General features: G+C 62.3%; 23 protein-coding genes. 16 read left to right on the top strand and 7 right to left on the bottom strand.

Features of this window, described 5'->3' with window-relative positions; all coding sequences use genetic code 11:
* The first annotated feature begins 222 nt into the window (after window positions 1–222).
* From DM872_RS24110 to hisC, 10 genes are all read left to right on the top strand, one after another.
* Window positions 223–1,032 (top strand): ATP-binding cassette domain-containing protein, encoded by an 810-nt coding sequence (locus tag DM872_RS24110; protein WP_179061784.1) that lies wholly within the window; start codon window positions 223–225, stop codon window positions 1,030–1,032.
* Window positions 1,032–1,829 carry a lipid asymmetry maintenance ABC transporter permease subunit MlaE gene (gene mlaE / locus DM872_RS24105; RefSeq protein WP_179061783.1) on the top strand — a complete coding sequence of 266 codons (798 nt, stop codon included), beginning with the start codon at window positions 1,032–1,034 and terminating at the stop codon, window positions 1,827–1,829. The genes DM872_RS24110 and mlaE overlap by 1 nt, the downstream gene beginning before the upstream one ends.
* Window positions 1,829–2,296, top strand: a complete 468-nt coding sequence (mlaD, locus tag DM872_RS24100) for an outer membrane lipid asymmetry maintenance protein MlaD (RefSeq protein WP_179061782.1) — start codon at window positions 1,829–1,831, stop codon at window positions 2,294–2,296. Before mlaE ends, mlaD begins: the two co-directional genes overlap by 1 nt.
* Window positions 2,297–2,307: 11 nt before the next feature.
* Window positions 2,308–2,952: an MlaC/ttg2D family ABC transporter substrate-binding protein gene (locus tag DM872_RS24095; RefSeq protein ID WP_179061781.1), complete on the top strand. Its 645-nt coding sequence runs from the start codon at window positions 2,308–2,310 to the stop codon at window positions 2,950–2,952.
* On the top strand, window positions 2,949–3,257 hold the full coding sequence (locus DM872_RS24090; protein ID WP_179061780.1) for an STAS domain-containing protein: 309 nt from the start codon (window positions 2,949–2,951) through the stop codon (window positions 3,255–3,257). Before DM872_RS24095 ends, DM872_RS24090 begins: the two co-directional genes overlap by 4 nt.
* A gap of 109 nt (window positions 3,258–3,366) precedes the next feature.
* Complete coding sequence (locus DM872_RS24085; RefSeq protein ID WP_077525005.1) at window positions 3,367–3,606, top strand: BolA family protein; 240 nt, start codon at window positions 3,367–3,369, stop codon at window positions 3,604–3,606.
* A 19-nt stretch (window positions 3,607–3,625) separates the two neighbouring features.
* The gene (gene murA / locus DM872_RS24080; protein WP_179061779.1) at window positions 3,626–4,891 is read left to right on the top strand and encodes a UDP-N-acetylglucosamine 1-carboxyvinyltransferase; all 1,266 of its coding nucleotides are present in this window, start codon (window positions 3,626–3,628) and stop codon (window positions 4,889–4,891) included.
* Window positions 4,892–4,980: 89 nt separating this feature from the next.
* On the top strand, window positions 4,981–5,616 hold the full coding sequence (gene hisG / locus DM872_RS24075; protein WP_179061778.1) for an ATP phosphoribosyltransferase: 636 nt from the start codon (window positions 4,981–4,983) through the stop codon (window positions 5,614–5,616).
* Window positions 5,617–5,739: 123 nt separating this feature from the next.
* Window positions 5,740–7,053 carry a histidinol dehydrogenase gene (gene hisD, locus DM872_RS24070; protein ID WP_179061777.1) on the top strand — a complete coding sequence of 438 codons (1,314 nt, stop codon included), beginning with the start codon at window positions 5,740–5,742 and terminating at the stop codon, window positions 7,051–7,053.
* 2 nt (window positions 7,054–7,055) lie between these two features.
* A complete protein-coding gene (gene hisC / locus DM872_RS24065; protein ID WP_179061776.1) occupies window positions 7,056–8,108 on the top strand; it encodes a histidinol-phosphate transaminase in 1,053 nt (350 codons plus the stop codon).
* Window positions 8,109–8,172: 64 nt separating this feature from the next.
* On the opposite strand, the gene DM872_RS24060 is transcribed toward hisC, so the two are convergent.
* The 3 genes from DM872_RS24060 to algW form a co-directional block, all read right to left on the bottom strand.
* Window positions 8,173–8,901: a DUF4198 domain-containing protein gene (locus tag DM872_RS24060; protein WP_179061775.1), complete on the bottom strand. Its 729-nt coding sequence runs from the start codon at window positions 8,899–8,901 to the stop codon at window positions 8,173–8,175.
* Between the two features lie 12 nt (window positions 8,902–8,913).
* Window positions 8,914–11,013, bottom strand: coding sequence for a TonB-dependent siderophore receptor (locus DM872_RS24055; protein ID WP_179061774.1), 2,100 nt, complete (start codon window positions 11,011–11,013; stop codon window positions 8,914–8,916).
* A gap of 129 nt (window positions 11,014–11,142) precedes the next feature.
* Complete coding sequence (gene algW / locus DM872_RS24050; protein WP_077525925.1) at window positions 11,143–12,294, bottom strand: Do family serine endopeptidase AlgW; 1,152 nt, start codon at window positions 12,292–12,294, stop codon at window positions 11,143–11,145.
* A gap of 111 nt (window positions 12,295–12,405) precedes the next feature.
* Between algW and DM872_RS24045 the strand changes: the two genes are divergently transcribed.
* On the top strand, window positions 12,406–13,164 hold the full coding sequence (locus DM872_RS24045) for a Nif3-like dinuclear metal center hexameric protein (protein ID WP_179061773.1): 759 nt from the start codon (window positions 12,406–12,408) through the stop codon (window positions 13,162–13,164).
* A gap of 48 nt (window positions 13,165–13,212) precedes the next feature.
* Here DM872_RS24045 and mltB read toward each other — a convergent pair whose 3' ends face one another.
* The gene (gene mltB, locus DM872_RS24040; RefSeq protein WP_179061772.1) at window positions 13,213–14,310 is read right to left on the bottom strand and encodes a lytic murein transglycosylase B; all 1,098 of its coding nucleotides are present in this window, start codon (window positions 14,308–14,310) and stop codon (window positions 13,213–13,215) included.
* 296 nt (window positions 14,311–14,606) lie between these two features.
* On the opposite strand from mltB, the gene cysD reads away from it, so the two are divergent.
* Window positions 14,607–15,524, top strand: a complete 918-nt coding sequence (gene cysD, locus DM872_RS24035; protein WP_077525922.1) for a sulfate adenylyltransferase subunit CysD — start codon at window positions 14,607–14,609, stop codon at window positions 15,522–15,524.
* 12 nt (window positions 15,525–15,536) lie between these two features.
* Window positions 15,537–17,438 (top strand): sulfate adenylyltransferase subunit CysN, encoded by a 1,902-nt coding sequence (gene cysN / locus DM872_RS24030; protein ID WP_179061771.1) that lies wholly within the window; start codon window positions 15,537–15,539, stop codon window positions 17,436–17,438.
* Window positions 17,439–17,523: 85 nt separating this feature from the next.
* On the opposite strand, the gene DM872_RS24025 is transcribed toward cysN, so the two are convergent.
* A complete protein-coding gene (locus DM872_RS24025; protein WP_028628476.1) occupies window positions 17,524–17,964 on the bottom strand; it encodes a YhcB family protein in 441 nt (146 codons plus the stop codon).
* Between the two features lie 126 nt (window positions 17,965–18,090).
* Here DM872_RS24025 and DM872_RS24020 point away from each other — a divergent pair, with 126 nt between their 5' ends.
* The 3 genes from DM872_RS24020 to zapE all read left to right on the top strand — a co-directional run bounded on the left by DM872_RS24020 (window position 18,091) and on the right by zapE (window position 21,287).
* Window positions 18,091–18,720 carry an alpha/beta hydrolase gene (locus DM872_RS24020; protein ID WP_179061770.1) on the top strand — a complete coding sequence of 210 codons (630 nt, stop codon included), beginning with the start codon at window positions 18,091–18,093 and terminating at the stop codon, window positions 18,718–18,720.
* Between the two features lie 29 nt (window positions 18,721–18,749).
* Entirely contained in the window at window positions 18,750–20,096 is a 1,347-nt protein-coding gene (locus DM872_RS24015; RefSeq protein ID WP_179061769.1) for a tryptophan--tRNA ligase, read from the top strand.
* A 96-nt stretch (window positions 20,097–20,192) separates the two neighbouring features.
* Window positions 20,193–21,287, top strand: a complete 1,095-nt coding sequence (zapE, locus tag DM872_RS24010) for a cell division protein ZapE (RefSeq protein ID WP_179061768.1) — start codon at window positions 20,193–20,195, stop codon at window positions 21,285–21,287.
* Window positions 21,288–21,340: 53 nt separating this feature from the next.
* Here the strand turns inward: zapE and DM872_RS24005 are convergent, their stop codons facing one another.
* Both DM872_RS24005 and DM872_RS24000 read right to left on the bottom strand, forming a co-directional pair.
* A complete protein-coding gene (locus tag DM872_RS24005; protein WP_179061767.1) occupies window positions 21,341–22,306 on the bottom strand; it encodes a hypothetical protein in 966 nt (321 codons plus the stop codon).
* 209 nt (window positions 22,307–22,515) lie between these two features.
* A complete protein-coding gene (locus tag DM872_RS24000; protein ID WP_179061822.1) occupies window positions 22,516–23,415 on the bottom strand; it encodes a GlxA family transcriptional regulator in 900 nt (299 codons plus the stop codon).
* Window positions 23,416–23,462 lie beyond the last annotated feature (47 nt).

The raw sequence follows: 23,462 nt of genomic DNA, 5'->3' as shown, positions 1-23,462 counted from the left end.
GAAGTGGCCGAAGGAAAAGGCGCCGATTATAGCGATAAAGGTGATTTAGCTCACGCGCCAATGCCGTGGAAGCTGTCGCAAAGCTGAACAGACGCTGGCGCGGCCTTGGGAGGCGCAATAGCGCGGTGATATAGTTCGCGCCTTGTTCGGCCCGTCCCGGGCGGAGTGTCCTTGCGTCGGGGCGCGTCGTCTTCAAGGGAGGCTGTATCGCAAGGAGTCTAGATGAGTGCCGATAACACCTACGCTGTGGAATTGAAGGGGGTTACCTTCAAACGTGGCACGCGCAGCATTTTCCAAGATGTCGACATCCGTATCCCGCGCGGCAAGGTCACCGGCATCATGGGGCCTTCCGGCTGCGGCAAGACCACGCTGCTGCGCCTGATCGCCGCCCAGCTCAAGCCCGCCAGTGGCGAGGTCTGGGTCAATGGACAGAATCTGCCCAAACTCTCCCGCGCCGACTTGTTCGACATGCGCAAGCAGTTTGGCGTGCTGTTCCAGAGCGGTGCATTGTTCACCGACCTGGATGTCTTCGAGAACGTTGCATTTCCCCTGCGGGTACACACCAAACTGCCCGAGGAAATGATTCGTGACATTGTTCTGCTGAAACTTCAGGCAGTCGGGCTGCGCGGCGCTATCGAACTGATGCCGGACGAGCTGTCCGGCGGCATGAAGCGGCGCGTGGCGCTGGCGCGTGCAATCGCCCTCGATCCGCAGATCTTGATGTACGACGAGCCGTTCGTCGGCCAGGACCCCATTGCCATGGGCGTGCTGGTGCGCTTGATTCGTCTGCTCAACGACGCGCTCGGTATCACCAGCATCGTGGTCTCCCACGACCTGGCGGAAACCGCCAGCATCGCTGACTACATCTATGTAGTGGGAGATGCCCAGGTGCTGGGGCAGGGGACCCCGGACGAGCTGATGAATTCCGATAACCCACGTATCCGCCAGTTCATGAAAGGCATTCCGGATGGACCGGTGCCCTTCCATTTCCCGGCACCTGATTACCGTAAAGACCTGCTGGGGGGGCGCTGATGCGCAAGAAATCCTTGCTCGAGCGCATCCGCCTGCTCGGGCGTTCCGGTCTGGACGTGCTGGAAGCGCTGGGGCGCTCCACGCTGTTCCTGTTGCATGCCCTGTTCGGTCGCACCGGCGTTGGCAATGGCTTCCAGTTGCTGCTCAAGCAGCTCTATGCCGTTGGGGTGCTGTCGCTGGCGATCATCGTCGTTTCCGGCGTATTCATCGGTATGGTACTGGCCCTGCAGGGCTACAACATCCTGGTCGACTACGGTTCAGAGCAGGCGGTGGGGCAGATGGTCGCGCTGACCCTGTTGCGGGAACTCGGTCCGGTGGTGACCGGCCTGCTCTTCGCCGGTCGTGCGGGTTCAGCGCTGACCGCCGAGATCGGCAACATGAAATCCACCGAGCAGCTCTCCAGTCTGGAAATGATCGGTGTCGACCCGCTCAAGTACATAATCGCCCCACGACTCTGGGCCGGTTTCATCTCGATGCCGCTGCTGGCGATAATCTTCAGTGTGGTGGGCATCTGGGGCGGCGCCATGGTGGCCGTTGACTGGCTGGGCGTTTATGAGGGCTCCTTCTGGGCCAACATGCAAAACAGCGTGCAATTCACCGAGGATGTGCTGAACGGCGTGATCAAGAGCGTCGTATTCGCCTTCGTGGTGACCTGGATCGCCGTGTTCCAGGGTTACGACTGCGAGCCGACCTCGGAAGGGATCAGCCGCGCAACGACTAAAACCGTGGTCTACGCCTCACTCGCCGTGCTGGGGCTGGACTTCATCCTGACCGCCTTGATGTTTGGAGATTTCTGATGCAAATCCGCACCTTGGAGATTGGTGTCGGCCTGTTCCTCCTGGCCGGTCTGTTGGCCTTGCTGCTTCTGGCCCTGCGGGTCAGCGGCCTGTCCTACGGCGCCAGTGATGACACCTACAAGCTTTATGCGCATTTCGACAATATTGCCGGTTTGACTGTCAGAGCAAAGGTCACGATGGCCGGTGTCACCATTGGTAAGGTCACCGCCATTGATCTGGATCGCGATAGCTATACCGGTCGCGTCACGATGGAAGTCGAGAAGCGTGTGGACAACCTGCCGACGGACTCCACTGCTTCCATCCTCACTGCCGGGTTGCTGGGCGAGAAGTACATCGGTATCAGCGTCGGTGGCGACGAGGAACTGCTCAAGGAAGGCGGCACCATCCGTGATACCCAATCGGCCCTGGTGCTGGAAGACCTGATTGGCAAGTTCCTGCTGAACTCGGTCAACAAAGAAAGCAAATGAGGATTCGAAACATGATCAAAGCCCTGCGAAACGGCCTGCTGGTCCTGCTGGCGGCCCTGCCCCTGCTGGCTACCGCCGCGCCGAACGCGCGCGATGTGGTGCAGAAGACCACCGACCAACTGCTGGCCGATCTGAAGGCCAACAAAGAGCAATATCGCACCGACCCGGATGCCTTTTACGACGCTCTGAACGGAATCCTCGGCCCAGTGGTGGATACCGATGGCATCTCCCGCAGCATCATGACCGTGAAATACTCGCGCAACGCCACTCCTGAGCAGATGACCCGCTTCCAGGAGAACTTCAAGCGCAGCCTGATCCAGTTCTACGGCAACGCCTTGCTGGAGTACGACAACCAGAACATCCGCGTAATCAATGCCAAAGAGGGCGACGATGGGCGCGCCAGCGTCAATATGGAAGTCACGGGGCGCAGCGGTTCCATCTATCCGGTGTCGTACACCATGGTGAGCATCAATGGGCAGTGGATGCTGCGCAACGTGATCATCAATGGCATCAACATCGGCAAGCTGTTCCGCGACCAGTTCGCCGACAGCATGCAGCGCAATGGCAATGACCTCGACAAGACCATCAATGGTTGGGCCGAAGTGGTCGCCAAGGCCAAAGTGACCGAAGAAGCCAAGCAGGCGGGCGGTCAATGAGCGAGGCCCGTATCGAACAGGCCGCTCCGGGCGAGCTGCGCCTGGTCGGTGTGCTCGATTACAGCACCGGACCGCAACTGCGGGAGGCCGGTAGGCAACTAATCCAGGCGAGCAGTACCGCCTCCGTGCTGCTGGATTGCTCGGCAGTCGAGAGGACCAGCAGCGTCGGCCTTGCCCTGCTGCTGGCGTTCATGCGCGATGCCAGTGCTGCCGGCAAGTCGGTGACGGTGCGTGGAATGCCGGAGGACATGCGGCAGATTGCCGACGTCTCCGGGCTGACCGAGCTGCTGCCACTGGAGGCTTGAGCCGGTCCAACGGCCCTCCGTCAGGCCCCGAGCGCGCGGGGTTCGCAGGCGGAGGGCTTTTTTGTATCATGGCCGACCCGCGCGCGTTGGGCGCCGATTGAGGTTGAGCATGCAGGCCGTAGAAGTGAAAAGCCTCCTGGAGGCGAAACTGCCAGGTACCCAGGTGGAAGTTGAAGGGGAAGGCTGCAACTTCCAGTTGAACCTGATCAGCGACGAGCTGGCCGGCCTGAGCCCGGTGAAGCGCCAGCAGCAGGTGTATGCCCACCTGAATGCCTGGATCGCCGATGGCAGCATCCATGCCGTCACCATGAAATTCTTCAGCCAGGCCGATTGGGCCCAGCGTTCCTGAGCCAGCTTTCGAGAGAGCTATGGACAAACTGATTATTACCGGCGGTCAACGCCTCGATGGCGAGATCCGCATTTCCGGCGCGAAGAACTCTGCGTTGCCGATCCTGGCCGCTACCCTGCTGGCCGATACCCCGGTCACCGTGGCCAACCTACCGCACCTGCACGACATCACCACCATGATCGAGCTGTTCGGTCGCATGGGCGTGCAGCCGGTGATCGACGAGAAGCTGGCCGTCGAAGTCGACGCCAGCAGCATCAAGACCCTGGTCGCGCCCTACGAGCTGGTCAAGACCATGCGCGCTTCCATCCTGGTACTGGGCCCGATGGTGGCTCGCTTCGGTGAAGCTGAAGTCGCGCTGCCCGGCGGCTGTGCCATCGGCTCCCGTCCGGTAGACCTGCACATCCGCGGCCTCGAGGCCATGGGTGCGAAGATCGACGTCGAAGGCGGCTACATCAAGGCCAAGGCTCCGGCCGGCGGCCTGCGTGGTGCCAACTTCTTCTTCGACACCGTCAGTGTGACCGGTACCGAAAACATCATGATGGCCGCAGCGCTGGCCAATGGCCGCAGTGTTCTCCAGAACGCCGCCCGTGAACCGGAAGTGGTCGACCTGGCCAACTGCCTGATCGCCATGGGTGCGCAGATCCAGGGCGCCGGCACTGACACCATCACCATCGATGGCGTGAAGCGCCTCGGCGGTGCTCGCTACAACGTGATGCCCGACCGTATCGAAACCGGCACCTACCTGGTGGCCGCTGCTGCCACGGGTGGCCGCGTCAAGTTGAAGGACACCGATCCGACCATCCTCGAAGCCGTGCTGCAGAAGCTGGAAGAGGCCGGTGCGCACATCAACACCGGGAACAACTGGATCGAGCTGGACATGAAGGGCAATCGCCCGAAAGCGGTCAACGTGCGCACTGCGCCGTACCCAGCATTCCCCACCGACATGCAGGCCCAGTTCATCTCGATGAACGCCGTGGCTGAAGGCACCGGTGCAGTGATCGAGACCGTGTTCGAAAACCGCTTCATGCACGTCTACGAAATGAATCGCATGGGCGCTCAGATCCTGGTGGAAGGCAACACCGCCATCGTTACCGGCGTGCCGAAGCTCAAGGGCGCCCCGGTCATGGCGACCGACCTGCGCGCTTCCGCCAGCCTGGTGATCGCCGGCCTGGTGGCAGAGGGCGATACCCTGATCGACCGCATCTACCACATCGACCGTGGTTACGAGTGCATCGAAGAAAAACTGCAGTTGCTCGGCGCCAAGATTCGCCGCGTGCCGGGTTAGGTCGAAACGCGGGCCGGCCCTGAGTGGGCCGGTCCGTTAAGACCGCGCAACAGGCCCGTAGAGGGCCGTAGCCAAGGAAATCCTGTTTCATGCTCACCATCGCGCTGTCCAAGGGCCGAATTCTCGACGACACCCTGCCGCTGCTTGCCGAGGCCGGTATCGTACCCACCGAGAATCCGGACAAGAGCCGCAAGCTGATCATCCCCACCACCCAGGAGGATGTGCGCCTGCTCATCGTGCGTGCCACCGACGTGCCGACCTACGTCGAGCATGGCGCGGCCGATCTCGGCGTTGCCGGCAAGGACGTGCTGATGGAGTACGGCGGCCAGGGCCTGTATGAGCCCCTGGACCTCCGGATCGCCTGCTGCAAGTTGATGACCGCGGGTGCGGTCGGCGCGCCTGAGCCCAAGGGCCGTCTGCGTGTCGCCACCAAGTTCGTCAACGTCGCCAAGCGCTACTACGCCGAACAGGGCCGCCAGGTCGACGTGATCAAGCTCTATGGCTCGATGGAGCTGGCGCCCCTGGTGGGCCTGGCCGACAAGATCATCGACGTCGTCGACACCGGCAATACCCTGCGCGCCAACGGCCTGGAACCCCAGGAGCTGATCGCTACCATCAGCTCGCGACTGATCGTCAACAAGGCATCGATGAAGATGCAGCACGCGCGCATCCAGGCACTGATCGAAGTGCTGCGCGGCGCGGTCGAGTCGCGACACCCAAGCTGACACCTTGAGTGCGGCCCTGCGCCGCACGCGCCTATCCGTGTCATAGCCAATATTCTCGGGTGCCCGCACGGTGGGCTTGCTACTCTAGCGGCGCCCGAGCAATTGCCATTCAAGAGGCCCGCTATGACCGCTCCAATCGCCATCCGCCGACTCAATGCCGCTGATCAGGACTTCGCGCGACACCTGGATCATCTGCTGAGCTGGGAAAGCGTGTCCGACGAAGCGGTCAATCAACGTGTCCTCGACATCATCCAGGCCGTGCGTGAGCGTGGGGACGCTGCCGTAGTCGAATTCACCCAGCGTTTCGACGGTGTGCCGGCGACCACCATGGCCGAACTGATCCTGCCGCGCGAGCGGCTGGAACTGGCCCTGACGCGCATCACCGCCGAGCAACGCAAGGCACTGGAAACCGCTGCCGCTCGCGTTCGCAGCTACCACGAGAAGCAGAAGCAGGATTCCTGGACCTACACCGAAGCCGACGGCACGGTGCTGGGCCAGCAGGTGACTCCGCTGGATCGCGCCGGTCTTTACGTACCCGGCGGCAAGGCGTCCTACCCGTCCTCTGTGCTGATGAACGCGATTCCCGCGAAGGTCGCCGGTGTCGCCGAAGTGGTGATGGTCGTGCCGACGCCGCGTGGTGAAATCAATGAAATCGTCCTCGCGGCCGCCTGTGTGGCCGGCGTGGACCGCGTCTTCACCATCGGCGGCGCCCAGGCTGTGGCTGCACTGGCCTATGGCACCGAGAGCGTCCCCCAGGTGGACAAGATCGTAGGCCCGGGCAACATCTATGTCGCCACGGCCAAGCGTCACGTCTTCGGCCAGGTCGGCATCGACATGATCGCCGGTCCGTCGGAAATCCTCGTGGTCTGCGATGGCGGCACCGATCCTGACTGGATCGCCATGGACCTGTTCTCCCAGGCCGAGCACGACGAAGACGCCCAGGCCATCCTGGTCAGTCCTGATGCCGCTTTCCTCGACAAGGTGGCCGCCAGCATCGACAAACTGCTGCCGACCATGGAGCGTGCCGAGATCATTCGCACCTCCCTGCAGAATCGTGGCGCTTTGATTCTCGTGGCCGACCAGGCTCAGGCGTGCCAGGTGGCGAACCGCATCGCGCCCGAGCACCTGGAACTGTCCGTTGCCGATCCGCAGGCCTGGCTGCCGCACATCCGCCATGCCGGTGCCATCTTCATGGGTCGCTACACCGCCGAAGCCCTGGGCGATTACTGCGCCGGCCCGAACCATGTGCTGCCGACCTCCGGCACCGCGCGCTTCTCCTCGCCGCTGGGCGTGTACGACTTCCAGAAGCGTTCCTCGATCATTTTCTGCTCGGCCGACGGTGCGTCTGAACTGGGCAAGACAGCGTCCATCCTGGCCCGCGGCGAGTCCCTGACCGCCCACGCGCGCAGCGCCGAATTCCGTATCAAGGGGGAGTGAGCATGAGCAAATTCTGGAGTCCCTTCGTCAAGGGGCTGGTGCCCTACGTTCCTGGCGAGCAGCCCAAGCTGGCGAAGCTGGTCAAGCTGAACACCAACGAGAACCCTTACGGCCCATCGCCCAAGGCAGTAGCTGCCATGCAGGCCGAGGTGGGTGACAACCTGCGGCTGTATCCGGACCCGAACAGTGATCGCCTGAAGCAGGCAGTCGCCGACTACTACGGCGTGCAGACGAACCAGGTGTTCGTCGGCAACGGCTCCGACGAGGTCCTGGCCCACGCGTTCCACGGTCTGTTCCAGCACGGCAAGCCGCTGCTCTTCCCGGATGTGAGCTACAGCTTCTATCCGGTCTACTGCGGGTTGTATGGCATCCCGTTCGAGGCGTTGCCGCTGGATGAACAGTTCCAGATCCGCGTTGAGGACTACGCGCGTCCCAATGGTGGCATCGTCTTCCCCAACCCGAATGCGCCCACTGGCTGCCTGCTGGCACTGGACGCCATCGAGCGTCTGCTCAAGGCCAATCCGGATACCGTTGTGCTGGTGGACGAGGCCTACATCGACTTCGGTGGCGAGACCGCTATCAGCCTGGTGGACCGCTATCCGAACCTGCTGGTGACCCAGACCCTGTCCAAGTCGCGTTCCCTGGCGGGGCTGCGGGTTGGTCTGGCTGTCGGCCACCCGGACCTGATCGAGGCACTGGAGCGAATCAAGAACAGCTTCAACTCCTACCCGCTGGATCGCATGGCCATCGCCGGCGCGGCGGTCGCCTTCGAAGACAAGGCCTACTTCGAGGAAACCTGCCGCAAGGTGATCGACAGTCGCGAACTGCTGGTGGCTGAGCTGGGCAAGCTGGGCTTCGAGGTACTGCCCTCGGCGGCCAACTTCGTCTTCGCCCGCCATCCGCAGAAGGACGCCGCCGGCATCGCTGCTGGTTTGCGTGAGCAGGGCGTGATCGTTCGGCACTTCAAGCAGGAGCGCATTGCCCAGTTCCTGCGCATCACCATTGGCACGCCCGAGCAGAACCAGGCGTTGCTGGATGCTTTGCGCAATCTCTGATTTTCGCGGGCCCGTAAAAGAAAAGCCGAGCGCGGGTCACCGCCTCGGCTTTTTTGTTGGACGCCTACTCGTGGTGCGGTGCGCCGAGGAAGGTCAGCGAGCTGAACAGCCCTTGTTGCTTCACGTCGGGATCGTTCGGGGTGTCCAAGGTGACCTGGGCGGCGACGATGTTCAGCCCCGCATTGCGTACCAGCACCTTGGCGCGCCCTTCGGCGTCGGTCCTGGTACTCACATTATTGGGCTCGCCGCGGTAGTCACCGATCAGTTCGACGCCGGATGCCGGCTTGCCATCCAGCAGGACCCGTACTGGCAGGGTATTGCCTGGCCCCACTTCCAGCGGATCGGCTTCTGGCACTATCGCCAGGCGTACGCGCTTGAGGTCCGGCAGCTGCGCACCTGATTGATAGAAGGCCAGGCTGTATTTCCAGGTGTGGATGGAGGCGACAGCCCCGGGAACCTGCCGCTGGCCCTGGTTTATCCATTGCTTGTCGGCGGTCTGCGACCAGGGACCATTGTCCAGGGCAACCGCGAGGGTTGCCGGCGCTTTCAAGGGGTTGAGCCGTGCATGGTCCGCAAGGCGCTCGACCGACACGGGGATCATTCGTCCTTGTGCATCGAAGGCCCAGGCGCCGCTGATCTTCTCTGCCTTGAAGGCATCGTCTTCGGCGCCATGACCGTAGATCACTTCGATGTTGCCGCGCCGTTGTTCGGTCCAAAGGCCGTGCGCATGAACGTTGCCTGCGAAGACAGCTGCGAGGAGGGGAGTGACGAGGAAGCGTTTATCCAGTCGCATGGAGATTCCTTTTCAGAGCTCGAGAGTGAGACTGAGGTTGAGGTTGCGGGGCTCGCCGGGCATGACCCAGACGCTGTTGTACGAGCGCTCGTAGTACTTGCGATCGAAGAGGTTGTTGAGGTTCAAGCCGAGGGTTGTTCGCTCGCTGACCCTGTGATGAGCGAGGAGGTCGAAGGTGGCGTAGGCGGGTAGCTCGAACTGGCTGCCGGCCTGGCCGGAGCGATCACCGACATAGTTGAAGGTGGCGCCGACGTCCGAGCCGCGCAGTCGACCGCCTTGGAACTCGTAGACCGCCAACAGGCTGCCGCTGTGTTCAGGCACTCCGAGCAGACGGCTGCCTTCGGGAAGCACGTTGTCCTTGGTGACCTCGGCGTCGATGTAGGCGTAGGCGCCAATCAGCCGAACTGCGTCGGTCAACTGACCACTGACCTGGAGGTCGAGACCCTGGCTGCGAGCGCGGCCAGCCGCGATGCTTTCGCCGGGATTGGTCGGGTCGGCCGTCAGTACATTTTCCTTGTCGATGTGGAAGAGCGCGGCCGTGGCTCCGAGGCGGCCTTCCAGCAGGTCGAGTTTGAGGCCGGCCTCCTTGCCGAATCCCTTCTCCGGCTCGAAGGCGGTGCCCTGGCTGCTGATTGCATTGGGTTTGACCGAAGTCGCTGCGTTGGCGAACAGGCCGACCTCGGGTGTCAGTTGGTAGAGCACGCCGCTGCGAAGGGTCAGGCTGTCCTTGTTCTGGTCGTTGCTGACGCGCGTCGTGCGGTTCAGCGCCGTCTGTTCGAAACGCTCGAAACGGGCACCGATCAGGCCTTTCCAGCCATGGCCGAAATCGATCTGGTCCTGCAGGTTCAGCGCACGGCTTTTCACCTGCTCGAAGAAGTCGTTTGGATTGACGATGGTGGGTTTCGGCTTGCCGTATACGGGGTTGTAGATGTCCAGGCCGTAGTCCAGGGAAGCGAGGCTCTGTGGATATTTCTGGCTATTTCGGTAGTTCTCGTACTCCAGTCCGGCGAGGGTCTGGTGCAGCCAGCTGCCAGTCTCGAACAGGCCGTGCAGTTCCAATTGGGTAATGCTGTCGTTCCATTCGAAGTCGCGCTGCCGATAGAAGCGGCTGACCTGGTTGCCGATCAGCCGCGACACCTCCGTGGCGTCGCCCTGCAGGTGTCCCTGGGCGTAATGATTGGCCAGGCGCAGCTTCCAGCTGTCGTTGAGATGGTGCTCCAGGCTGGCCTGGACCATCTGGTTGCGATTGCGGATCTCGCCGTCATTCGGTTCGCCGAGGAAGGTGGAACGCTTGACCGAGCCCAATTCCCCGTTCACGGCCGGGATGCCGCGATCGAACACCGATTCGTGCTGGACGAACTCCGTTTCCAGCAGCAGGCGGGTATCGGCGTTCAGCTGCCAGCTGAGGGATGGACTGACCACCAGGCGCTGGTTGCCGGCATGGTCGCGGTAGCTGCCGTTGTCTTCAGTGGCCAGGTTGATGCGTGACAGCAGCTTGTCCTCTTCATCGAGTGGTGCGTTGACGTCCAGGCTGGCGCGATAGCGGTCCCAACTCCCCGCGCTTGCCTTCAAGCGGGAGAAACGCTCGGCCTGGGGCTTCCTGGTCACTATGTTCACCGTGCCGCCCGGATCGCCGCGGCCGTAGAGGCTGGCAGCCGGACCTTTGAGCACGTCGATGCGCTCGATAGTGGAGGCGTCCGGCGAGCTGTAGCTGCCGCGATTGATGGCGAAACCGTTCTTGTACAGCTCTCCGGTGGTGAAACCGCGGATGCTGTAGGAGAGGAATGTCAGGCCGCCGAAGTTGTTCTGGCGCGATACGCCTCCAGCGAAGTCCAGTGCCCGATCGAGGCGGGAAATATCCAGGTCCTCCAGTACCTGCGCGGGAACCACGCTGATCGCCTGGGGGATGTCACGGATATCGGTGTCAGTGCGGGTGGCACTGGTCGAACGGGTTGCAAGGTAGCCACGCACTGGGTCGTCGGCACTTTCCTGATGGCGATCGTCAATCTGGATATCGTCCAGAAGCAGGGGCAGGTAGGTTTCGGCAGCAGTGGCTTCACCGAGCAGGCTGAGGAGTAGCCCGCTGGCAGGGGCAAGGTGATGGAGGCGCATCAGGGGGCTCGCAAATAATGTAATAACATAACATTCTGCGAGGCGAGAATCGTTCCTGTCCAGTGCCGGATGATTCCTGCTTGGAGCGAGGAAAAGAAAACGGCGCCTTTAGGCGCCGTTTTTTATCGATCAGCTACCGCCGTTGTTGCTGGGCGGCGGCCGCACACCGACCTCCGCCGTCAGCTCCAGCTCCTGGCCATTGCGCATCACCTGGATGCTCACTTTCTCGCCGGGGCGGGTGCGGGCCACCTGGTTCATCGAGCGACGACCATCGCCAGCCGGTTCGCCATCGATACTGAGGATGATGTCGCCGGGTTGCAGGGTGGCGCGTTGAGCCGGGCTGTCGCGGTAAATACCGGCGACAACGATGCCGGGGCGTCCTTCCAGGCCGAAGGATTCCGCCAATTCCGGGGTCAAGGGCTGAACTTCGATGCCCAGCCAGCCGCGAATCACCGAGCCGTGTTCGACGATTGCCTTCATCACTTCCAGTGCGAGCTTGACCGGAATTGCGAAGCCGATGCCCTGGGAGCCGCCGGACTTGGAGAAGATCGCGGTGTTGATGCCGATCAGGTTGCCGTTGGCGTCCACCAGCGCGCCGCCGGAATTGCCGGGGTTGATCGCGGCGTCGGTCTGGATGAAGTCTTCGTAGGTGTTCAGGCCCAGCTGGTTTCGGCCTGTCGCGCTGATGATGCCCATGGTCACGGTCTGACCGACACCGAAGGGGTTACCGATTGCCAGGGCGACGTCGCCGATGCGGATGTTGTCCGAGCGGCCCAGGGTAATGGGCGGCAGATCCTTGAGGTCGATCTTCAACACCGCCAAGTCGGTTTCCGGGTCGCTGCCCACCAGGCGTGCGAGGGTTTCGCGGCCGTCTTTCAGGGCGACCACGATCTGGTCGGCGCCCGCGGTCACATGGTTGTTGGTCAGCAGGTAGCCTTCCGGGCTCATGATCACCGCCGAGCCGAGGCTGGACTCCATGCGACGTTGGCGCGGCAGGTTGTCGCCGAAGAACCGGCGGAACTGTGGGTCTTCGAACAACGGGTGTGCCGGCTTGCTCACCATCTTGGTGGTGTAGAGGTTGGCCACCGCCGGCGATGCGTTGGTCACCGCGTCGGCATAGGAGTCCGGGCCCTGGCGGGTAAAGTTGAACTTGGGGGCTTCTTGCAGATGCACTTCCTCGCGGGGCAGGCCGACCCAATCCGGGTATTGCTGGATGATCAGCAGTGCCGCGAGCACGCCGACAACCAGGGGCCAGCTGAAGAATCGCAGCGCCTTGAGCATCGAGGGAGAATCCTGAGGGTTGCGGGGGGCAGGGGTGCCCCTTAAGGTGGCGCCATTATACGAGGGCGCCGGTTAAAAACGAGTCGTCCGCAACAGCTTGTGAGGAATGCCATGGCCATTGCCCTGAACACTCTGGTGGAAGAAGCGGAGCGCTACCTGAACGCCTCGCGCATCCAGGATTACTGCCCTAATGGCCTGCAGGTCGAAGGGCGTCCACAGGTCAGTCGGATCGTCACCGGCGTCACCGCCAGTCAGGCGCTGCTGGACGCTGCGATCGATGCCGGGGCGGATGTGGTGCTGGTGCACCATGGCTATTTCTGGAAGGGCGAGAACCCCTGTGTGGTGGGGATGAAGCAGCGCCGCCTGAAGACCCTGCTATCCAATGACGTCAGCCTGCTTGCCTACCATTTGCCCCTGGACCTGCACCCGGAAGTGGGCAACAACGTCCAGTTGGCGCGTCAACTCGACATCATCGTCGAAGGCCCGCTGGAGCCGGATAATCCGCGCACCGTCGGCTTGATCGGTTCGCTGGCCGAACCCATGGCCGCCAGTGACTTCGCCCGTCGCGTGCGCGAAGTCCTCGGACGCGAGCCCCTGCTGGTGGAGGGCGACCGCATGATCAGCCGTATCGGCTGGTGCACCGGCGGTGGCCAGGGCTATATCGATCAGGCGATTGCTGCGGGTGTCGATGCCTATCTCACTGGCGAAGTCTCCGAACAGACCGTGCACAGTGCGCGGGAGAATGGTGTCAGCTTCATCGCCGCCGGCCACCATGCCACCGAGCGCTATGGTGTACAGGCGCTCGGCGACTACCTGGCCAAGCGCTTCGCCATCGAGCACTTGTTCATCGACTGCGCCAACCCAGCCTGAATTCGTATTGCAAAGAAAAAACGGCCGGCTCAGTGAACCGGCTGTTTTTCATCGAGAGCTGTGACGTTGGCTCTGTACCGCCCTGCCCAGTTCCCACACCGCCATGGCGTAGTGCGTGCTGTGGTTGTAGCGGGTGATCACGTAGAAGTTCGGTAGGCCATACCAGTACTGGTAGGTGTTGCCCATGTCCAGGCGCAGCAGGCTGGCCCTTTGGTGATTGCCCAGCGAACCCTGCGGCCGGAGCCCGGCTGCATTCAGCACACCGATCGGATACTGGGTCTTGAAGCCGTCTTCCAGCGATCGCGCCTGGCCGGTGGCGCGCACGGCCACGGTGTCGCCGGTGATCCAGCCGTGCTGCTTGAAGTAGTTGGCCACGCTGCCGATCGCATCGCGGGGATTCCACAGGTCTCGTTGTCCGTCGCCGTCGAAATCCACGGCATATTGGGTGAAGGACGACGGCATGAACTGTCCGTAGCCCATTGCGCCGGCATAGGAGCCGCGCAGCGCCAGTGGGTCGTTGCCTTCCTTGCGCGCTTGCAGAAGGAACTGCTCCAGCTCACCACTGAAGAACTCGGCGCGGCGAGGATAAGAGAAGGAGAGGGTAGCCAGCGCGTCGATGATCCGTGTCTTGCCCATCACGCGTCCCCAGCGGGTCTCCACGCCGATGATGCCGACAATGATTTCCGGCGGTACGCCGTATGTTTGGAAGGCACGCTGCAGGTCAACTTCGTACTCGTCCCAGAACAACACGCCGTTCCCCACGTTGCCCGGTGTGATGAACTTCTTCCGGTAGCGTAGCCAGGCGCCGTTGGGGCCGCTGGGCGGTGTGTAGGTCGGTGCCTGACGGTCCATCAGGCGGATCACCCAATCAAGTTCGCGGGTTTGGGCGAGCAGGTCCTGCAGGTGCTGGCGATTGAAGTCGTGCTGGCTGACCATGCGATCGATGAACCGCTGGGCACTGACGTTACCCGCGAAGTCCCCGCGCAGCGGCGTGATCGGTTGCACCGAACCGAATGCCGGATGGGCGCTGGGGGTGATGAGTGTCGGTTGCTTTGGCTTCTGAACCGGCTGCAGGACGGGAGCTGGTTTGCTGCTGCATGCGGAGATCAGGACGAGCAAAGGCAGGGCGAAGACGATGCGGCGCATGGGAAGTCATTCGGGACAGGAAAATGTGCGGGCTATGCTAGCGCAGCGCTGCGCAGGAACAAGTCGCGAGTCAGCCTTGCCGGAACTGTGTGCTCCTGGCCGAGCCACCGTCCGAGGCTGCGCAGTGGCTCAGGTGGAGCGGCCCTGGCAGCTTCGCTGACACTGAATTCGTACGGCTATATCAGTATATTTTTTCGGTATAACCAGTCCCCCAGTTAGAGCCTTGCGCTGTGATAGAGTGCCCGCTCGTCCACGGCCCGCCGGCCGTCGTATCAGAAAGACCTTCGTGAGTAGCCATGCTCGATAAACTGACGCACCTGAAACAGCTGGAGGCGGAGAGCATCCACATCATTCGTGAAGTGGCCGCCGAATTCGACAACCCGGTGATGCTCTATTCCATCGGTAAAGACTCCGCCGTCATGCTGCACCTGGCGCGCAAGGCGTTCTTCCCCGGCAAGCTGCCCTTCCCGGTCATGCACGTCGACACCCGGTGGAAGTTCCAGGAGATGTACCAGTTCCGCGACAAGATGGTCGCCGAAATGGGCCTGGACCTGATCACCCATGTCAACCCGGAAGGCGTCGCCCAGGGCATCAACCCCTTCACCCATGGCAGCGCGAAGCACACTGACGTCATGAAGACCGAGGGCCTCAAGCAGGCGCTCGACAAGTACGGCTTCGATGCGGCCTTCGGCGGCGCCCGTCGCGACGAGGAGAAGTCCCGCGCCAAGGAGCGCGTGTATTCCTTCCGCGACAGCAAGCACCGCTGGGACCCGAAGAACCAGCGCCCGGAACTGTGGAACGTCTACAACGGCAAGGTGAAGAAGGGCGAGTCGATCCGCGTCTTCCCGCTGTCCAACTGGACCGAGCTGGACATCTGGCAATACATCTATCTGGAACAGATCCCGATCGTCCCGCTGTACTTCGCCGCCGAGCGCGAGGTCATCGAGAAGAACGGCACGCTGATCATGATCGACGACGAGCGCATCCTCGAGCATCTCTCCGACGAAGAGAAAGCCCGCATCGAGAAGCGCATGGTGCGATTCCGCACCCTGGGCTGCTACCCGCTGACCGGCGCGGTGGAGTCCTCGGCGACCACGTTGCCGGAAATCATCCAGGAAATGCTCCTGACCCGTACTTCCGAACGCCAGGGGCGGGTCATCGACCACGACGCCGCCGGCTCGATGGAAGAGAAGAAACGTCAGGGCTATTTCTAAGGATTCCGCATCATGAGCCATCAATCCGATCTGATCAGCGAGGACATCCTCGCGTACCTGGCCCAGCACGAACGCAAGGAACTGCTGCGCTTCCTCACTTGCGGCAACGTCGACGACGGCAAGAGCACCCTGATCGGGCGCCTGCTGCACGACTCCAAGATGATCTACGAAGACCATCTGGAAGCCATCACCCGCGACTCGAAGAAGGTCGGCACCACCGGTGACGACGTCGACCTGGCGCTGCTGGTGGACGGCTTGCAGGCCGAGCGCGAGCAAGGCATTACCATCGACGTGGCGTACCGCTACTTCAGTACCGCCAAGCGCAAGTTCATCATTGCCGACACCCCCGGCCATGAGCAGTACACCCGCAACATGGCCACCGGCGCGTCCACCTGCGACCTGGCCATCATCCTGGTCGACGCTCGCTACGGCGTGCAGACCCAGACCCGCCGGCACAGCTACATCGCATCCTTGCTGGGTATCAAGCACATCGTCGTCGCCATCAACAAGATGGACCTGAAAGACTTCGACCAGGGTGTGTTCGAGAGCATCAAGGCCGACTACCTGCAGTTCGCTGAACGCATCAAGCTCAACCCCACTTCGATCCACTTCGTGCCGATGTCGGCGCTGAAGGGCGACAACGTGGTGAACAAGAGCGAGCGTTCGCCCTGGTACACCGGCCAGTCGCTGATGGAAATCCTCGAAACCGTGGAAATCGCCGGCGACCGCAACGTCTCCGATATGCGCTTCCCGGTGCAGTACGTGAACCGTCCGAACCTGAACTTCCGCGGTTTCGCCGGCACCCTCGCCAGCGGCATCGTGCGCAAGGGCGACGACGTGGTAGCCCTGCCGTCCGGCAAGGGCAGCCGGGTCAAGTCCATCGTCACCTACGAAGGCGAACTGGAGCAGGCCGGTCCGGGCCAGGCCGTTACCCTGACCCTGGAAGACGAGATCGACGTGTCCCGCGGCGACATGCTGGTGCATGCCGATAACCGTCCGGTGGTGACCGACAGCTTTGACGCCATGCTGGTATGGATGGCCGAGGAGCCCATGCTTCCGGGCAAGAAATACGACATCAAGCGTGCGACCAGCTATGTGCCGGGTTCCATTCCGAGCATCGTGCACAAAGTGGACGTGAACACCCTTGAAGAAACCCCGGGTAGCGGCCTGCAGCTGAACGAGATCGCCAAGGTCAAGGTCAGCCTGGATGCCCCCGTTGCCCTCGATGGCTACGAGCAGAACCGCACGACCGGCGCCTTCATCGTCATCGATCGACTGACCAATGGCACTGTCGGCGCCGGCATGATCATCGCCGACCCGCAGGCCGGTCGTAATGTCGATGGCCACCATGGCAAGCAGGCCCACGTCTCCCGCGAAGAGCGCGCCTCGCGCTTCGGCCAGCAGCCGGCCACCGTGCTGTTCAGCGGCCTCTCCGGCGCGGGCAAGAGCACCCTGGCCTATGCCGTGGAGCGCAAGCTGTTCGACATGGGTCGTGCCGTTTACGTACTGGATGGCCAGAACCTGCGCCACGACCTGAACAAGGGCCTGCCGCAGGATCGTGCCGGACGCACCGAGAACTGGCGTCGTGCCGCTCACGTTGCGCGCCAGTTCAACGAAGCCGGCCTGGTTACCCTGGCCGCTTTCGTGGCGCCGGATGCCGAAGGTCGCGAGCAGGCCAAGGCGCTGATCGGTGCTGATCGCCTGATCACCGTCTACGTGCAGGCGTCGCCGCTGGCGTGCCGCGAACGTGATCCGCAAGGCCTCTACGCAGCTGGCCAGGACAACATCCCCGGCGAGTCCTTCCCCTACGATGTGCCGCTGAATGCCGATCTGGTGATCGACACCCAGTCCGTCAACGTGGAAGAAGGTGTGAAGCTGGTGCTCGAGGTTCTCCGCAAACGCGGTGCGATCTAAGGTCCAGCCCAATAAAAAGCCCCGCGATTGCGGGGCTTTTTATTGTCTTCCGATTCGGCCGGCCGGTTGGCCGGCCTGATCGGAATCAGTACTTGCCTTTCAGGCCGAAGGTCTCGTCCAGGGTGCCGGGTGCGTCCGGTGCCTTGGGGGCGTAGTCCTTGGGTGCTTCGTTGCTCTTGGGTGGGGTCAGGCGCTCGCGTGGGCTGGCGGCCTCGTCAGCGTGCAGAGCGGCCAGCAGGCGCTGGCGAGTCAGCTCGTCCAGAGCCAGGCGGCTGGCGCCTTCGGACAGATGCTCTTGTACTTCCTGGTAGCTCTGGGTGAGCTTTTTCACCAGGCTGGCGGTGGTGTTGAAGTGAGTGACCACCTCGCTCTGGTAGGTATCGAAGCGTTCCTGCAGATCATCCAGCTGACGCTGTGTCCGGCTCGGAGCCGCATTGGGCACCAGACGGGCGATCAGGAAACCGATGCCGATACCGGCGAGCAGGGCGAAGGCTGGTAACAACCAGACGGTGAGCGACTGTTCCACGAGTCCTTCCTCTATAAACGGCTTTGCTTTACGTTAACGGCTCGAATCCGCGCTGTATACCGCGACACAAGCCCTGTTGTGCTAATCCAAGACGAGTCGACCCGTCACGGGGTCACGGAGTTTCCCTTGTTGATCCGCGAAAACCCTCTTCTGCTCGATGGTCCTTGTGGCCAACTCGAGGCGCTGCACCTTGATCTGCCTGAGGCCAAGGGCCTGGCGCTGATCTGTCATCCCAACCCGGTGCAAGGCGGCACCATGCTCAACAAAGTGGTTTCCACCTTGCAGCGCACCGCCCGTGACGCAGGCTACAGCACCTTGCGTTTCAATTATCGCGGCGTGGGCGCCAGTGCCGGCGGCCATGACATGGGCACAGGCGAAGTGGATGACGCGGAAGCCGCGGCCCACTGGTTCCGTGCGCAGCGTCCGGAGTTGTCGCTGACCCTGTTCGGTTTTTCCTTTGGGGGTTTCGTTGCAGCCAGCCTGGCCGGTCGCTTGGAGCGTCAGGGAATCGCGGTGCCGCGTCTGTTCATGGTCGCCCCGGCCGTAATGCGTCTGACGGCGGACAACCCGTTACCCGAAGGCGGTGAATTGGCGGTCATCCAGCCCGATGCCGACGAAGTCGTGGCACCCCAAGCCGTCTACGATTGGTCCGCCGGCCTTGCGCGCCCCCATGAGCTGCTGAAAGTGGCAGAATGCGGGCACTTCTTCCACGGCAAGTTGACCGATCTCAAGGATCTGGTCCTGCCGCGCCTCTGATTCCGAATTAAGTCCGACAAGCGAACACCATGACTACTCGTATCCTTACCGGCATTACCACTACCGGCACGCCGCACCTCGGCAACTACGCAGGCGCCATCCGCCCGGCCATCGTTGCCAGCCGTGCCAGCGACGTCGATTCTTTCTACTTCCTGGCCGACTACCACGCGCTGATCAAGTGCGACGACCCGGCGCGCATCCAGCGTTCGCGCCTCGAGATCGCCGCCACCTGGCTGGCGTGTGGCCTGGATACTGACAAGGCGACCTTCTACCGCCAGTCCGACATTCCCGAAATTCCCGAACTCACCTGGTTGCTCACCTGTGTCAGCGCCAAAGGGCTGCTGAACCGCGCCCACGCCTACAAGGCGTCCGTGGACAAGAACCTGGAAAACGGCGAAGACCCGGACGCAGGCGTCACCATGGGCCTGTACAGCTACCCGGTGCTGATGGCCGCCGACATCCTGATGTTCAACGCGCACAAGGTGCCGGTCGGCCGTGACCAGATCCAGCACGTGGAGATGGCCCGTGACATCGGCCAGCGCTTCAACCACCTGTTCGGCGCTGGTCGCGAGTTCTTCACTCTGCCCGAAGCGGTGATCGAGGAAGAAGTGGCGACCTTGCCCGGCCTCGACGGCCGCAAGATGTCCAAGAGCTACGACAACACCATCCCGCTGTTCGGCAGTGCCAAGCAGCTGAAGGATGCCATCGCGCGCATCGTCACCGACTCCCGCGCGCCTGGTGAGCCGAAGGACCCGGACAACTCCCACCTGTTCACCCTTTACCAGGCCTTCTCCACACCGGCGCAACTGGCCGAGTTCCGCGCTGACCTTCTGGCGGGTCTCGCCTGGGGCGAAGCCAAGCAGCGTCTGTTCCAACTGCTGGACAACGAATTGGGCGAGGCGCGCGAGCGCTATTACGCGCTGATCGAGCGTCCCTCCGACCTGGAAGACATCCTTCTCGCTGGCGCTGCCAAGGCTCGCAAGATCGCCACGCCGTTCCTCAACGAGCTGCGCGAAGCGGTGGGCCTGCGCTCGTTCCGCACCAATGTGCAGACAGGCAGCGATACCAAGAAGAAAGCCGCCAAGGCCGCCCGCTTCGTCAGCTTCCGCGATGAAGACGGCAGCTTCCGCTTCCGCCTGCTGGACGTCGATGGCGAGCAATTGCTGCTCTCGCGTTCCTTTGCCGATGGCAAGGCTGCCGGCCAGGTCAGCAAGCGCCTGCAGTCGGGCGATGAGCTGGACCTGCGCGTAGAAGGTGACGTATTCGGTATCTGGCTGGATGATGAGCAGGTTGCGTCCAGCCCGGCCTTTGCCGACGCTGCCGCTCGCGATGCTGCCATCCAGCGTCTATACGCGGCCCTCGCACCCCAGGAATAACAGTCTTTCCAGCGGCCGGTTCTCCCGGCCAATTGCCAATCCACGGGGCAGTACTCTAAAGTACCTGCCCCGTTTTTCGTTGCCTTGCTATCGATCATGACCCCCCTCGAGCGCTACCAGTCCGATCTCAAGCGGCCGGATTTCTTCCACGATGCCGCGCAGGAAACCGCCGTTCGCCATTTGCAGCGGCTGTATGACGACCTGATCGCCGACGACCGCAGCAAGCCCGGCCTGCTGGGCAGCCTGTTCGGCAAGAAGCGCCAGGGTCCGGTAAAGGGCCTGTACTTCTGGGGTGGCGTAGGTCGCGGCAAGACCTACCTGGTGGATACCTTCTACGACGCGTTGCCGTTCAAGCAGAAGATGCGTACCCACTTCCACCGCTTCATGAAGCGCGTCCATGAGGAGATGAAAACCCTCAAGGGCGAGAAGAACCCGCTGACCATCATCGGCAAGCGTTTTGCCGACGAGGCCCGGGTGATCTGCTTCGACGAATTCTTCGTCTCCGATATCACCGACGCCATGATCCTGGCCACGCTCCTCGAAGAGCTGTTCAAGAACGGCGTCTGTCTGGTGGCCACCTCGAACATCGTGCCTGACGGCCTCTACAAGGATGGCCTGCAGCGCGCGCGTTTCCTGCCCGCCATTGCGTTGCTGAAGGAGCACACCGATATCGTCAACGTCGACAGCGGCGTGGACTACCGTCTGCGTGCCCTGGAGCAGGCTGAACTGTTCCACTTCCCGCTGGACGCCGAGGCCGAGGCCAGCCTGAGCCGCAGCTTCAAGAGCCTGCTGCCCGACTGCACCATGGCGCAGGAAAACGAAGCGCTGATGATCGAGAATCGTGAAATTCGCGCTGTGCGCGTCTGTGAAGACGTCGCCTGGTTCGAGTTCCGTGAACTCTGCGATGGTCCGCGCAGCCAGAACGACTACATCGAACTGGGCAAGATCTTCCACGCGGTGATCCTCGCCAACGTCGAGCAGATGGGCGTGGCCAAGGACGACATGGCGCGGCGTTTCATCAACCTGGTGGACGAGTTCTACGACCGCAACGTGAAGCTCATCATCTCCGCCGAGGTGGAGCTGAAGGATCTCTACTCCGGCGGCCGGTTGAATTTCGAGTTCCAGCGCACCTTGAGTCGCCTGCTGGAAATGCAGTCCCACGAGTTCCTGTCGCGGCCGCACAAGCCCTGATGTGTGTATGAAAAAAGGCTGCCGGAAGGCAGCCTTTTTCATTTCCGCTGGCGTCAGTTCTGCGCCAGCTTCTGCTCCTGCTGTTTCAGCAGTCGCTGCGCGTGAGCCACTTCCAGTGCTTCCATTGCGTTGATCGGCTTGATCGCCACAGCCTTTTTCAGGTGTTCCAGGGCCTTGGCTTCCTCGTCTTCGCCGTATACGTACTCCAGGGCGTTGGCGTATTCGTAGTGGCCAATGGGCAGGTCATCGGTGGCCTTGAAGGAGCGGGCGAAGAACTGCTCCATCTTGTCCGAGCTGACCCCGTAGGTCATCTTGCCCACCAGCTTGCCCACCTTGCGGATCACGCCGGCTTCGTAACCGCCGTAGAGGGCCAGGGCGAAGGGTTGGCCAGGCTGCGTCTTCAGCAGCGCATCCAGTTCTTCGGGGATCTGGCTGGTATAGCCGCGCTTGAGCACAACGGGCACTGGCAACTCTTCACCCAGCCGGGCCTTGGCATAGGCGCGGCCGAACTGTGCGACCACGTCTGCCTTGACCAGATCGCCGGCTTCATCGGTGTAACGGATCACTTCTTCCAGCAGGCGATGTTTCTCGGTCTGGTCCGGCACCAGGAACATGGCGTAGACCACTTGGGCGAACATCGCCGGAACCTGGCCGCCAACACCTAGCGCTAGCCCCTGCTTCTTGGCCTGGGCAAAGTCGCCACGGAACATCAGGCGCCAGACATCCTGGAGTTTCGCCGCATAGGCTTCGGCTTCTTCTGGCTTGCCCGTGAAGCCGGTATTTCCGGTCACGGTCAGTTCGAGTGCCTTGGGGTACTGGCTGGCCATGGTCACGACCCAGTCGGCATCCGGGTAGGGATAGTTCGAGCCGAAACCACGGGTCAGGCGCGGCCAGGCTTCACGCAGCTTGTCGCCGGAGTAGTCGTAGGCGGCCTGGTCGTAAGGGAAGGGTTTCCAGTTTTCGTCCGCCACAGCGGTGAGGCTGAGAGCGGCCAGCAGGGCAAGCAGGTAGCGGCGCATGGCGAGGGACCTTTTCTTGTTGTTTTCCTCCCGCGCGAGGTTCGGCGCGGGTTCGAAGCAACCCGTTCGGGCATGGCTCGATCATAGGGCGATGGGGCATGGGGCCAACCCATCCTTGGGATGGCGATACCAGAAAAGGCGGGGTCGCCAACTAGCGTCAGCGGTATGGTTGCAGCGTCCGGTGACGAGCCGCATGTGCGCGGCTCCGCTCATTCACCTTTCTGCTGGTACTGGTGCCGGTATTGATTCGGCGAAAGCTGGGTGTGCTGACGGAACAGGCGCGCGAAGAAACTTGCGTCGTCATAGCCCACCTCGTAACTGATGGTCTTGATGCTCTTGCGCGTACCGGAGAGCAGTCCCTTCGCCGTTTCGATGCGCAACCTTTGCAGGTAGTGCAGGGGCTTGTCGCCGGTGGCTGCCTGGAACCGCCGCATGAAATTGCGGATGCTCATACCGTGGTCGCGGGCCACGTCCTCGAAGCGGAACTTGTCGGCGAAGTGGTCTTCCAGCCATTGCTGGATCTGCAGGATGGTCACATCGTGGTGCAGCTTTTGCCCGCCGAAACCGATGCGGCCCGGCGTATAGCTGCGTTGCACTTCATAGAGGATGTCGCGGGCAACCGCCTGGGCGATGCTGGCACCGCAGAAACGCTCGATCAGGTAGATGTAGAGGTCGCAGGCCGAGGTCACGCCGCCGGCACAGTAGAGGTTGTCGGCGTCGGAAAGGTGCTTGTCCTGGTTCAGCAATACCTTGGGGAAGCGTTCGGCGAACTCGCCGAAGAAGCGCCAGTAGGTCGTCGCTTCCTTGCCGTCCAGAAGTCCGGCCTGGGCCATCCAGAACACCCCGTACGCTTCGCCGCAGATGGCGCTGCCGGCGGCGTGACGCGCGCGCAGCCACTCGCACACCTGTGGATAACGGGCCAGCAGGACGTCAAAGTCGCCCCAGAACGTCGGTATGACGATGATGTCGGCATCATCCAGCGCGCCGTCGACCGGAATCTGTACTTCGCTGAAACTGCGCACGGGCTGGCCGTCAGGGCTGACCAGGCGGGTCTGGAAGGCGGGGGTAAAACCTTTGCCCTGCAACTTGCCGAAGCGCAGGCTCGCCATGTGGAAGAAGTCCTTGGCCTGCATGAGGGTGGAGGCGAAGACGCCAT

Origin of the sequence: Pseudomonas taiwanensis (assembly GCF_013393345.1) — a bacterium.
Classification (GTDB): domain Bacteria; phylum Pseudomonadota; class Gammaproteobacteria; order Pseudomonadales; family Pseudomonadaceae; genus Metapseudomonas; species Metapseudomonas resinovorans_C.
Note: the sequence above shows the minus strand (reverse complement) of the source record. Positions and strands in the feature narration are given on the sequence as shown.